This is a genomic window from Paenibacillus sp. FSL L8-0333, from assembly GCF_037965665.1.
GTDB lineage: Bacteria > Bacillota > Bacilli > Paenibacillales > Paenibacillaceae > Paenibacillus_AQ > Paenibacillus_AQ odorifer.
This window is the reverse complement of record NZ_CP150186.1, coordinates 4432127-4444995: the sequence shown is the minus strand read 5'-3', so window position 1 is coordinate 4444995 and position 12869 is coordinate 4432127. Positions and strand designations below refer to the sequence as shown.

The following is a 12869-nucleotide window of genomic DNA, read 5'->3' as shown; positions in this document are numbered from 1 at the left end:
ATGGACTGGGAGCTGGAGCAGGAAAGGTTCAAGTTATGTGTAATCGACGATATTAAAAGTGTGGTGGAGATGGTCTCGCGCAAGCCGCCGTGGCAGGAGCACGGTATTGAGGTCGTCGGTACGGCGCTTGACGGTGATGCGGGGCTGCAGATTATCCGCGAGACCCGGCCGGACATTGTGCTGACGGATATCCGAATGCCAAGAATGGACGGCCTGCAGATGACCCGGGCGATTCTGGAGGTGCTTCCGGACTGCAAGATTATTATCCTCAGCGCCTACTCGGAGTTCTCTTATGCCCAGGAAGCCATCCGACTAGGGGCGCTTGATTTCGTCAAGAAGCCCTTTTCGCTGGACGAGATTATGCAGGCTGTGCTGAAGGCCAGGGAGTTGTGCCGGGAGGAGCGTCAGGAGACCACCAGACTTGCTGTGATGGAGGCCAAAATCAGAGAAAGTCTGCCTATTCTCCGCCAGGAATATCTCATCTTCCTGCTGCACCACCAGACGACAGAATCGGATGCACGTTCCCGCTGGGCCTATCTCGATATCCCTCTGGACCAGCATGATTTCTTCGTGTTTGTCGCCGAAATTGATCATTTCACGGAGAAACTGAGCGGCCAGCCTGTGCAGGAGGTCGAGCTGCTGCGGTTCAGCCTGCACAATATTCTCGAAGAGACGATTTCCGCCTGGACCCGCGGCGTCATCATCCGGGAGGCGACAGACCGGTATGTCTGCATCATGAACGGCTCGGACCCGGATACGGCCGCGCTGGTTACGGAGGCCTGCTGCACGAATGTAAGCCGGTTCTCCCGGCATACGCTTTCCATTGGCGTGGGGCTGGGCGCAGCGGCGATTCAGGAGCTGAGCGCAGCGTACAGGCAGGCGATTAGCGCGCTGGGTTATCATTTCTACACCGGAGGCAACGGGGTCTACATTTACAGCAATATCGAGAATAAACCGCTCGCACTTCACAGCTACTCCGCCGCCGCCGAGCAGGAGCTGCTGTTCGCCCTGCGTTCCGGCAATTCTGCCAAAAGCCTGCAGATGCTCGATCAGCTATTCGCGGAGCTGCTGGACAGCGGGCTTTTGCCTGAGCCGCGTTATGTGGAAAGCGTCGGCTATGAGCTGGGCTACAGGATCTGCCGGGTCCTGCTGGAGCAGTTCCCCTACGGGCAGGTGGAGCCGCTGGAGCGCAGGATTGCCGTCATGAAGAACCAGGTGCATCCTTCCCTGCAGGATATCCGGGACCTGCTGTCCGGGCTGTGCCGGGAGGCCTGTGCGCTGGTTACAGAGACCCGTTCCCTGGAGTCCACGCGGATTATCCGCCAGGCCGCCGCTTATATCGATAGCCATCTGGATACGGGACTGTCGCTGGAGCAGGTAGCGAAGCAGATTAACCTCAGCCAGGGGTATTTCTCCAACTTGTTCAAGAAGGTGCAGGGGATTTCGTTTCAGCAGTATGTGATGCACGAGAAGATGGAGAAGGCCAAGGCGATGCTGATCAGCGGACGGCAGGTTCAGGAGATCGCCCAGGATCTTGGGTATGAGCACAGGCGCTATTTCAGCGAGGTGTTTAAGAAATATACCGGAATGACCCCGTCCGAGTTCAAACTGCATTATCTTGGAAAAGAATAAAAATGCGCAGGGGAGGCATGTCCGCAGGGCGGAGGTGGCCTCCCTTCACTGTATAAAGCTTCTGCAGAAATCTGCCCTTAAAGTGGGCTTACCCGCCTTATCCGGATGCGCCAATCCGTCTATAATCAGGTTGTAAGCGAATACATCAGGGATATATAAGGGGGAACTACCAATGATGAAGCGTATGCTAATAACATCTCTGAGCCTGGTCCTGGCACTTGGCCTGACAGCCTGCGGCAACGGTAACGGCGGCAATGCTGCAGAAGGTAAGGGAGACGGGAAGACAGGCGGCTCGGGGGACAAGACCAAAATCAGCTACTGGACCGGCGACCGTCATGATGCGGATTTCGTGAAGGACAAGGTAGCCGAGTTCAACGCAACCAATACCGACGGGATTGAGGTGGAACTGGTCGTCAAGGGCGACGACTTCGATACCGCACTCGATCTGTCCTTCCAAACCTCCGATGCGCCGGATGTAATCCGGGTGAAGGAGAATACCATCCAGACCTTCTACAAAAAAGGCTTTCTCGCTCCCATTGACGAGTTCCTCACCGATGAGCTGAAGACGAAATTCCCGGCCATGCCGGATCTGAATGAATTCGACAGCAAGCGTTACAGTCTGCCGAATTATGGAACAACCATGCGTCTTGTATACAACAAGGATCTGTTCGCCAAAGCAGGCGTTGAGCATCCGCCGGCTACCCTGCAGGAGCTGGTGGAAACCGCCAAAAAATTGACGGAAGCCGGTAAAGCGGATGGCGCTTACGGCTTCGCCCAGAACTTCAAAAGCCCCGGAAGCGCGTTCGGGCGTTCGGCGCGGGTGATTGCGGAGATGAGCGGCTACGGCGGCTTCGGGTATGATTTCAAGACGGCCCGCTACGATTTCAGCGGCTTCGAGCCGATCATCAATGCCTTTAAGCAGATCCGGGACAACGGCAGCATGCTGCCGGGTGTGGAATCACTGGATATTGATCCGCTGCGGTCGCAGTTTGCAGAGGGCAAAATCGGAATGTATATGTCCTACTCCTCGGAGCCGGGTGTCTACAAGAATCAGTTCCCGGCCAAGATTGACTGGGCAGCCGCTCCGGTTCCGACCATCGACGGCACCGTGAAGGGGGCTTCGGGCTTCCTCGGGGGCCAGTGGCTGGCGCTGAGCTCGAAGTCGGAGCACAAAGGAGCAGCCTGGAAGTTCATGGAGTTCATGTACGGCGATCAGGTGCTGACGGATTATCAGGAAAAAGGCTTTGGCATCTCCATGGTTCCATCCGTCAGCGCAGTAGCCAAGACACCGGATGTGAACGGCATTGAAGGCTTCCTGCCGAACAAGCACGATGGAGTGTGGCCGGTCTATCCGTCTGTAGCACCGGAAGGGATGAAATCGGATGACGCCTTCTTCAAGTATATGCTGAACGGCGGCGATCTGAAGGCGATTATCGCCGATCTGAACAAACGCTATAACACTGCACTGGACAGCGTGATTGCGAATGATGGCGTGAAGGCCGAGCCGGATGCCGGCTTTGACCCCGCCGCACTGGGCGGCAAGTTCGCCAAGTAGACGGAAGGTTAGGGATAGAGATATAGGCCAAAGCAGAGGGATGGGGAAGCAGCTTTCCTCTCCCTCTGCTCTGGCCGCAAGGGAGAGGAGCCGTAAGAAACCAGATGAACAAAACAAAACAAGCCTTATTTTCATACAGCTTTATCTTTCCAAGTGCCTTGCTCACGTTGGTCCTCGGGATTTATCCGATTGCCTGGGCGTTCCGCTATATGTTCTATGATTACAAAGGGTTCGGAACGGCCCGGTTTACCGGGCTGGCCAATTTCAGACGCATCCTGAAGGATACCCAGTTCTGGGAGTCGGTGGGTAACACGTTTGTCTATGCAGGCGGCAAGTTGCTGATCACCATTCCGCTGGCTCTGCTGCTGGCCGCCATATTGAATCGAGGGCTGCGGGGCAGACAGCTGCTGCGGGGGATTTTCTTCATGCCGACCGTCATCAGTACTGCCGTAATGGCCGTAGTCTTCTTCACGATCTTTAACTCGTATAACGGGATTCTCAACCAGTTTCTGATCCGTTCGGGCCTTTCCGATTCCGGTGTGGACTGGCTGGGGCCGAAATATGCCATGCTCACCGTCATTCTGGTTGCAGCCTGGGGGGCGGTCGGCAATTACATGCTGCTCTTCCTCGCCGGTCTGCAGAATATCCCGGAGGATGTTTATGAGGCCTCTTCCCTGGACGGAGCAGGCAGAATCCAGCAGTTCCGCTATGTCACCCTGCCAATGCTCGGGCCTGTCATGCAGATGGTCATTATGCTGGCGATCATTACAGCTTTGAAGGGCTACGAGAGCATTATGGTGCTGACCGAAGGCGGTCCCGTAGGCAAGACAGAGGTGATGTTCCTGTATTTGTACAAATTATTTTTCCCTGTCGGCGGAGGCAGCGCGGCGGTCCAGGTCCAAGAGTTCGGATACGGCAGTGCGGTCGCCTTTGTGTCTGCGGTCATCGTCGGGATCATATCGCTCATTTATTTCTACGCATCCAGACGTATGAATCAGACCGATTGAGGAGAGAGGATATTATGAGACTAAGAACCATACTGGGCAATATCATCCTGTGGATTTTTTTGCTGGCATTTGCTTTTATCACTCTGATTCCGGTCGTTATCACCATTCTCGGCTCCTTCAAGACAAATGCCGAACTGACTGCGGGAGCCACCTTCCTGCCGGATAGCTGGCACTTCTCGAACTATGCCGAAGCCTGGGCGCAGGCGAATTTCTCCAGATATACGCTGAACAGCCTGATTGTCTCTCTGGCGGCGGTGGTTGGCACGCTGCTGGTATCATCCATGGCGGCTTATGTGGTGGACCGGATGGATTTTGCAGGCAAGAAATTGTATATCGGCCTGCAATCCTTCACTATGTTCGTGGCAGTAGGGGCGGTCGTGCTGCGTCCGCAGTTTGATCTGATGGTCAAGCTTCATCTGCACAGCAGCCTGTGGGGGGTCATATTGATTCTGATCTCCGCCCATGCTTCGATCTTCTTCATTCTGTCCAGCTTCATGAAGGGGATTCCCCGTGAGCTGGATGAGGCGGCGCTGATGGACGGCAGCTCCCCTGGCCGCACCTTCTGGCGAATTATTCTGCCACTGCTCGGACCCGGACTCGGCGTAGGTGGGCTGTTCACCTTCCGCGGCGCGTGGAATGAATATTTGCTGCCGCTCGTGTTCACGATGACGAAGCCGGAGCTGCAGACGCTGACTGTCGGGCTGGCGAACCTGAAATACGGGATTTCAGCCGCTTCCCAGACCCACTATATGATGGCGGGCGCCTGCTTGTCCATTCTGCCGATTCTCGTGGCCTATCTGTTCGCCAACAAATCCTTCATGCAGATGACGGCCGGTTCCCTCAAAGGGTAGCGGTCTGGCCCTGCGCAACCCATAATCCATCTTTAACATTCAAGGAGGTACACCCCATGACTCAACACGTTCCGGCGATTCTGCAATCTGCCCCGTTCATCCGGCGGTATCCGGGCAATCCGGTGCTGGCTGCAGCGAAGATTCCTTACCCCACCGCACTGGTATTCAATGCCGGTGTAACGAAATTTAACGGCAAATATGTGATGATCTTCCGCAATGATTACGGCTCACTGGCCGATCAGACGCTTGAGCCGCACCACACCACGGATCTCGGCATTGCTTACAGTGACGACGGGCTGAGCTGGACCGCCGGCCCGAAGCCAGTGTTCAAAATGCATGACGAGGAAATTATCCGCGCCTACGACCCGCGCCTGACCGTGATCGGCGGCCGTTGTTATATGTGTTTTGCCGTGGATACGCACCATGGCATCCGCGGCGGAATTGCCGTTACCGATGATCTGGAACACTTCGAGGTGCTCAGCCTGTCTACACCGGACCTGCGCAATATGGTACTGTTTCCCGAGTTGATCGGCGGCAAGTATGTCCGGCTGGAGCGTCCCTTCACGGTATACAGCCGCGGCGGCAGGGACCGCTTCGATGCCTGGATCTCCGAGTCGCCGGACCTGAAGCATTGGGGCAACTCCAGCCTACTGCTCGCCGTCGAGCAGGTGCCGTTTGCCAATGACAAGGTCGGTCCGGCCGCACCTCCGGTCCGGACGGATAAGGGCTGGCTGACCACCTTCCATGCGGTGGATGTGGACCCGGCCAGAGGCAAGCATGGTTGGGAGGACACCTGGAAGAAGCGCTATACCGCCGGAATTATGCTGCTGGATCTGGAGGACCCCCGCAAGGTGATCGGCATGAGCAGGCAGCCGCTGCTGGCACCGGAGACAGACTATGAGATTGGCGGGGGCTTCCGCAATCATGTGATTTTTCCGGGAGGGATGATTCTGGAGGATAACGGCGAGGTCAAGATCTATTATGGCTCTGCGGATACGGTAGAATGTCTGGCAACGGCCCATGTGGACGATCTGCTCCGACTCTGTCTGGAGCCGGAGCATAGATAAGATTGGAAGCAGGCTGAGGGCGGAAATGCGGAGTAACAGTGGGGCCATGTGCCATGATTGGAGCGGCTTGCGCGGAGTTTGTGCATGAAGTGCAACAATGCTAAATCAACAACAGCGACCGTGGGGAGATTATCCATAAAATGCAACAATACAGCTCAGTAGTAGCGACCAACGCAGAAATCCTGCACAAGGTGCAACAAAACCAGGACCGTATTTTAAAAGGAAACTTTGCTGATGCAGAAAAGGTTAGTATTACTCTGCCACTTCCGAAGCTGAACAGGAATATGTCGATTTTATGAAAAGAGTAATAGAGCATCACTGGTGAAATCATTATTCACTGATGACAGAGTATTTCCTGAAAATATGAAAGAGGTGTTTATTTATGCTGAAAAAGTTAAAATTATTAAGCTTAATTGTTTGTATGCTCGCCAGTCTTTTAGCTGTCGTTCCTTTGACAGCAAGAGCGGCGGATACAATTGTAAGCTATCCATTACCGTCGATCTATACCACGACCAGTCAATACACGGTAACAGCAGACTCTACAAATATACCGGTAATCGACACTTCGGCGGTATTTGTAAACTATAATTATTGTAATTTCTCTTTTTCAGGTACTACTACAATCACAATAACAGCAAGCGAGACAATCAATACCTATAATATTTCTCCCAAAGCTTTGGGAATTAGTGCAACAAAGAGCGGAAATACACTTACATTTACACTTTCATCACCAACATATCTTATAGTTAAAATCAATAACCTGAAAGATCTGGTTATTGCGGCAGATGCTCTTGAAACCAATGTTCCGGCTTCATCCGGTACAGGTATATACAATGTTAAAACTCAATACGGTGCCGACAGTACCGGTGCCGCTATGGCTACAACTGCAATACAAAACGCCATAAATGCGGCTAACGCAGCAGGTGGCGGTATAGTATACGTTCCAGCCGGTGTTTATAAGTGCGGAAACCTTGTTTTAAAAAGCAATGTTTCGGTTTATCTGGAGGGTGGTTCTGTTATAAGGGGTTCAGGAAATCCGAGCGATTACACTACCCATTTTCATAAGAATTCTCTGGGTAAGGATGGAACATGGTTTATTTACACCGAAACAAATGCAAACAATATTAAGATATACGGCAGGGGGACTATTGACGGCAATGGCCATTATATGAGAAATACAAAGAATTATTTGAACAATATTCTTGTACCCTTGCAGTGCAGCAACTTCACGGTTGACGGCATAACAATAAGAGACAGCGGGGGCTGGGCTACCATAGTTACAAGATCCAATAACGTCACATTCCAGAATACAAAGCATTTCAACAACAATGAACTTGATTATGAAAATGATGCAATAGACATTCAAGAGAGCCAGAATGTACTAATAAAGCACACGGTAGCAGTATCGGAGGATGACACATACTCATTTAAGACATGGGATGTAGCAACTACGGATATAGCTGCAAACTGGCCGGGAAGTCCTGAAAACCAGTCAAATGTAGTTGTGGATGATGCTTTGGCTTGGAGCAGATGTGGAGCATTTAAGGTTGGAGATGGAGTTAAACAGCTTCAGGATGGCATTGTTGTTAAAAACTCTTATGTATACAGGTGCTGGCGCGCTTTAGCGGTAGGTCATCTTTATGGGACTACACCAGCACAAAACATCATATTTGACAATATAGATGTAGAAGGCTTCTGGCCAAGATCCGGTGTTCACTCCAGATGGTTTGATCTTTCTGCAAAAAGCGGACCGATAAAAAATGTGGTCTATAATAATATCAATTTACGCGCTTTAGGTGAAATTTCAGTAATGAAGGGTTGGAGTGATACATTTACTGTCTCCGGAGTTACATTAAACAATGTTCGCGTCGGTGGAGTTGCGGCAACTACATTGACAGAATTGAAAATAACAGATACTAACAGCTATGCTGAAGCTCCAAAATTCAACACATTGAAATTTGAAGCGGAAGGCTATAACCTTAGTTCAGGTGTTATTTCCTATGAGGCAAGCACTGATGGTGGGCTGGATGTTGGTGGAGGGAGTAATGGCGACTATATAGCATTTAAAAATGTAGATTTTGGTAGTACAGCTAAAACAAGTATTGATTTGAAGGTCGCATCCGCTAATTCCGGCGGAAGAATAGAATTCCACTTGGACAGCCCTACAGGCACTATGCTGGGTTATTGGACGGCAGAAAGCACAGGCGGATGGCAGACATGGTCAGTCAAGAATATCTCGCTTAATGCCGGGACAGCTGTAGGAACCCATACAGTATATGTTACTTTTGTTAAGTCAGATTCAACCACAGTTGCAAATTTAACTTGGTTCCAGTTCAAATAGAATGGAAACGGTTTGATTTAATTGCAATAAGATGGATAAAGGGGTATATCAAATGATATGCCTCTACATTCAGCTAAAGTTTTTTTCTACGACTGACCAACTAACACAAAAAAACAGCAAGTCTCCTAAGTGAAGTGAAATAGGGACTTGCTGTTTGAGGTTTCAATTAATTCTTAAAGCTATGAATTGGAGCTGGGATTCGTCCGCCACGATTAACGAAGTTCGCGCAGTTGAAGCCGTTTACTGCTATAACTGGTGCATATCCGAGCAGGCTGCCAAATTCGACCAAAGGTCATAGATTCCAGCTTCTCTAGTGTAAGGGTACCCCGCTGAGCCGCTTTAATCATGCCGTGATCTTCATGGAACGGAATAAAGGCTCTACTATTAAGCCCACCTACATAGGAGGAGGCCATTACGCCACTTTTTTTAATATTGTCATTTAGGGCGTGTCTGAAAACTATCATTGAGTCAATTTAAAAATGGAAGCTATGTATATAAACGCGAGGAATGACTTAGTCAACTTATCGTAACGAGTGGCCACACGGCGAAAGTGTTTGATTTTATTGAAAAAGCATTCAACCAAGTGGAGTTCTTTCTACCGATACCAATCGACCTTCCATGGATGTTGACTATTCGTTTTAGGTGGAATGGTGTAAGTGGCCTGTTTAGTCGTAATCCAGTTCCGAATCGCTTCTGAGCCATAGGCTTTGTCGCCAAGAATGTGACTTCCAATAATATCTAACTCCTGAAGCAATTCAATCGCTGGAAAAGAATAACTTGACCACCCGTCAGTAGAAAAGCTAGAGGGTTGCCTAATCCATCGTGGAAGATATTAGTGATCGGGATTTTGATCCTATTAGCAAACCCGAGAGTTATCTCGAATTTTATTTTGGGAAACCTGGAAGTGGAGGGAACAAGAGGACATTACATTGAATACTTTTACGAATCAGATGCTTCCAAAATTTTAGATGAATAAATAAGTATGAGAGTGATAGCATAGATTTTATTTATCAAGCTTCCTACAAAGGCATTTACAATATATTATTTATTGAACGGGCTTTCGGGGCTCAAGGGCATTTGTCTAAGTTAGTAAATGGATATATCCCACGAGCCCCCCAAATAATGATTACGAAAAAGGTTGGCGAATCTTTAGAAAATTCACAGCATTTAATCTGCGAAGCCGGCACCGGGACTGGTAAATCACTTGGATATTTAACTCCTGCAGCTCGATGGGCTGTCGTTAATAAGAAAACAGTTATTGTCTGTACGCATACGATCCCTTTAATGAATCAAATCGTTAATGTGGAGCTGCCAAGAGTAGTTAACATTCTTAAGATGGAGAAGTTATCACTTAAGTTCCAACATGTCAAAGAAAAAGATCATTATATTTGTAATACAAAATTAGAAGCTCACTGGCAAGAAAAGTTACGCAGTAATGATTCTGAAGCTAAACTTGTACGTGAAATTTCAAAGATGGTGAAACAAGAACGGGTTGGGGATCGTGCGGCTCTAGGATTCGATGTTGAAGACAATGTGTGAAAAAAGATTAGTGCTTCCAATTGTCCAGCCAATACTAAACCAAGCAACTGCATGTTAGAAGACCTGAAAGGAAAGATGTATACCTCCCATATAATTGTCACAAATTTCGCTTACTTCTTTAATGATCTAAAAATGAGAATGAAGACGGGGAATGGTACTCTTCCAGCATATGATGCCGTCATTTTTGACGAAGCACATGAAATAGAGGATGTATGCTGCAATGTCTTCGAAAAGAAAGTAGATATCAACCGTTTTGAAATTTTATTTGAAGCAATCTTCAAACGAAGTGCATTTTCGGAACTCGATCATGGAAATCAAATCGAGCTTGCTCAGCTTCGTCAAACTTTTCACCAGCAAATTGATGAAGTGTACGCTCAAGTAGGAAAGAAGATGAGAGATGATCAAGGAGGATTACTTGCCTTCAAGCTTATGACAACCAAGATTGAAATTTCCGAGGTTTGTGCTACTCTAAGCCAAGCGCAGCAGTTTCTTTGATTATATGTTCCCTAAAATGATGGTAAAGCTTCAGCAAGGATTGGGCGTTTAAATCGATCCATGAAGTGCCAAGGCGCTTTTATCATTCTAGATAACAGGATCTTAACCAAGAGATATGGGGGAAGAGTCATTCGTAGTCTCCCAAAGTGTCAATATTCAAGAAAATTAGTGGATATCATTCACATACTACCTTGCTAAAGAAAGGTTATTGATTCTTATGATGGGAAGAGCTCACTTAGCCATAAGTACCGGAGTTACTATTTCGATTTTAGGGTTAGCCGATTATAAAATAACAGTACCCGTAGTCGCTGTAATTGTGGTTAGTTCTCTTCATCCAGATATCGATGAACCTAATTCACTTTTAGTATCAAGAGTACTCCCAACATCCTTGCTTCGTCTTCTGCAGGGCGTACTTATCACACTTGCTGCATTCTAAACAGTATTTTCTTTGTCCTGACTGTAGTTGTGAATACGGTTTGAATTCAAGCAAAGAATTAATAGAGAGAACTTATTTCATAAGGGCTTTTGAGATTCTTTCAAATAGAAATATGGATAATTTAACCTGGCCAGAAAAAGAAAAAATATTTGGATTAAAGCGAAATAGTATTCTGAGAATTATTGCTAATGAATTTATTACTGTGATGTTAACAGCGATCTCTTCAATTCAAACAGAAAATGACTTCGCTGACATGGTCTTTGAGTGTGCTCGTGAAATGGTAGAACAAAATATTATTTATCGTGAAGCAATGTTTGGTTACACAGCTTGCTATGGACGTAGAGGAATTCCACTAAAAACTGTTATGAATGGCTTTGCTAAAGGCTTAAAATTAGCAAAACAAAAGTTTAATAATATTGATATACGTTTCATTGCAAACCTCGATAGAACATCTCAAGTTAAGGATAACTGTAAATATATTCAAGAGTTAGTGAAGTACAGAGATATGATTTCATTGATTGCTGTGGGAATGGATATGCAAGAACTTGGACATCCGGCTCATCGGCAAGCTGAGGCTTTTACTGTTGCAAAAGAAAATGGATTCTTTATTACGGGTCATGTTGGTGAAGAAGTTGGTCCAGAAGGTATTTGGGATGCCATCCAATCGATACCATTTGATAGAATAGATCATGGTGTTCGTGCTGTAGAGGACGAAAAGTTATTAGAATGGTTGGCAGATAAAAAAATATTACTTACTCTATGTCCAGCTTCTAATATAAGCTTAGAAGTATATCCGTCGTGGGATAAATATCCAATCAAAAAATTAATAGACAACGAAGTAAAAGTATGCATTAATTCTGACGACCCACCTTGTTTTCACTATGATCTAACAGGAAATATTATTAAAATCCTTGGGGCGGGTCCTGATGGACTCAACTCCATTTTATATCTTGTTCGTGGACAGAAACTTATTCTTGTAGCACGGATATTCAGGCAAATCTATAAATTCAACCCGTGTAATTGCTTCTCACCTGGCACACTGGTGAATAACCAAGAAGGTGCCAAGCCGATTGAACAGGTTCAAGTTGGTGATATGGTCTGGTCCAATAATCCAGATACTGGAATATCCATATAGGTGAAGAGATACTAACGACCACTGATTTGCATCCCTTCTGGATGATAGGCAAAGGATGGGTGTTGGATTAAACTATAATCAGGTCGCACTTACGAATGAAGGAGTTAAAGCTTTGCATGAAATAAGAAAAGATTTAATAGAAGGAAAGATAGCACTTGGAAGAGTGAAATAATACTGTTGGAGGTACACATGAAAATATTGCAGTGGGGGTTTGAAGCGGATAAATACGAGACTGTTTCTTTCCCGAACCCACTCTAAAAAGCTCATCTTCTTATCATTCATCTGTTATTCTCCCATTTGAGTTCGTAATGTTCACTATCTTAATGCAAGTGAACCGAGTTCACAAGTCTAGGAATAATAGAGAAATTGGGCTTATGCTAAACTAGGGATCTTCAGAAGTAGTTATGGCGGAAACCTATTCGGGGGGGTATTTGTTTTACTTACTGACGTATTGTCATTTGTTGGATTTTTTTATTAATATGGTTTTCCAAAGAAAAATAGTTTGTGATTTTTGGGGGAGTAGAAATTTTGGATATGATGAACATACTGGTTGAAGAACGCCATTGTCCTTTATGTAAAGAATTGAATCATTGTGGCGCTGAAAGCGGTGAATGTTGGTGTTTCCATACAGAAATTCCACTCGAATTGCAAGAACAGATCCCGGAAGAACTGAGAGGGAAAGCTTGTATCTGCCAAAAATGCGTAGAAGCATTTAATAAACATTAACCGGGATTTTAATTAACTCTCGACGAAAACCGTATTTTCATTGTATATAATTAAAGTGTAATCTAAAAAAATAATGGAGGCGCAG

Annotated in this window: 12 protein-coding genes and 1 pseudogene; 12 read left to right on the top strand and 1 reads right to left on the bottom strand. The window is 47.1% G+C overall.

What is annotated here, in order from left to right:
* From NYE72_RS19900 to NYE72_RS19870, 7 genes are all read left to right on the top strand, one after another.
* Positions 1 to 1632: a response regulator gene (locus NYE72_RS19900; protein ID WP_038572292.1), complete on the top strand. Its 1632-nt coding sequence runs from the start codon at positions 1 to 3 to the stop codon at positions 1630 to 1632.
* A gap of 172 nt (positions 1633 to 1804) precedes the next feature.
* Positions 1805 to 3187, top strand: coding sequence for an extracellular solute-binding protein (locus NYE72_RS19895; protein WP_076100165.1), 1383 nt, complete (start codon positions 1805 to 1807; stop codon positions 3185 to 3187).
* Positions 3188 to 3291: 104 nt separating this feature from the next.
* Positions 3292 to 4194 carry a sugar ABC transporter permease gene (locus NYE72_RS19890; protein WP_038572287.1) on the top strand — a complete coding sequence of 301 codons (903 nt, stop codon included), beginning with the start codon at positions 3292 to 3294 and terminating at the stop codon, positions 4192 to 4194.
* A 14-nt stretch (positions 4195 to 4208) separates the two neighbouring features.
* Positions 4209 to 5045 (top strand): carbohydrate ABC transporter permease, encoded by an 837-nt coding sequence (locus tag NYE72_RS19885; RefSeq protein WP_094903770.1) that lies wholly within the window; start codon positions 4209 to 4211, stop codon positions 5043 to 5045.
* 56 nt (positions 5046 to 5101) lie between these two features.
* On the top strand, positions 5102 to 6112 hold the full coding sequence (locus NYE72_RS19880; RefSeq protein WP_038572282.1) for a glycoside hydrolase family 130 protein: 1011 nt from the start codon (positions 5102 to 5104) through the stop codon (positions 6110 to 6112).
* A 140-nt stretch (positions 6113 to 6252) separates the two neighbouring features.
* Positions 6253 to 6411: a hypothetical protein gene (locus NYE72_RS19875; RefSeq protein WP_178944312.1), complete on the top strand. Its 159-nt coding sequence runs from the start codon at positions 6253 to 6255 to the stop codon at positions 6409 to 6411.
* Between the two features lie 83 nt (positions 6412 to 6494).
* Positions 6495 to 8453, top strand: coding sequence for a carbohydrate-binding protein (locus NYE72_RS19870; protein ID WP_076105254.1), 1959 nt, complete (start codon positions 6495 to 6497; stop codon positions 8451 to 8453).
* Positions 8454 to 8619: 166 nt separating this feature from the next.
* Here the strand turns inward: NYE72_RS19870 and NYE72_RS19865 are convergent.
* Positions 8620 to 8896 (bottom strand): annotated as a pseudogene (locus NYE72_RS19865) (DUF711 family protein); the annotation flags it as partial.
* A gap of 679 nt (positions 8897 to 9575) precedes the next feature.
* Here NYE72_RS19865 and NYE72_RS19860 point away from each other — a divergent pair.
* The 5 genes from NYE72_RS19860 (at position 9576) to NYE72_RS19840 (ending at position 12784) form a co-directional block, all read left to right on the top strand.
* Positions 9576 to 9992 (top strand): DEAD/DEAH box helicase, encoded by a 417-nt coding sequence (locus NYE72_RS19860; protein ID WP_076105255.1) that lies wholly within the window; start codon positions 9576 to 9578, stop codon positions 9990 to 9992.
* A 51-nt stretch (positions 9993 to 10043) separates the two neighbouring features.
* A complete protein-coding gene (locus NYE72_RS19855; RefSeq protein WP_143758655.1) occupies positions 10044 to 10487 on the top strand; it encodes a hypothetical protein in 444 nt (147 codons plus the stop codon).
* Between the two features lie 217 nt (positions 10488 to 10704).
* Positions 10705 to 10923 (top strand): hypothetical protein, encoded by a 219-nt coding sequence (locus NYE72_RS19850; protein ID WP_143758656.1) that lies wholly within the window; start codon positions 10705 to 10707, stop codon positions 10921 to 10923.
* Between the two features lie 40 nt (positions 10924 to 10963).
* Complete coding sequence (locus NYE72_RS19845; RefSeq protein WP_339210304.1) at positions 10964 to 12058, top strand: hypothetical protein; 1095 nt, start codon at positions 10964 to 10966, stop codon at positions 12056 to 12058.
* 534 nt (positions 12059 to 12592) lie between these two features.
* A complete protein-coding gene (locus NYE72_RS19840; RefSeq protein ID WP_339212097.1) occupies positions 12593 to 12784 on the top strand; it encodes a cysteine-rich CWC family protein in 192 nt (63 codons plus the stop codon).
* Positions 12785 to 12869 lie beyond the last annotated feature (85 nt).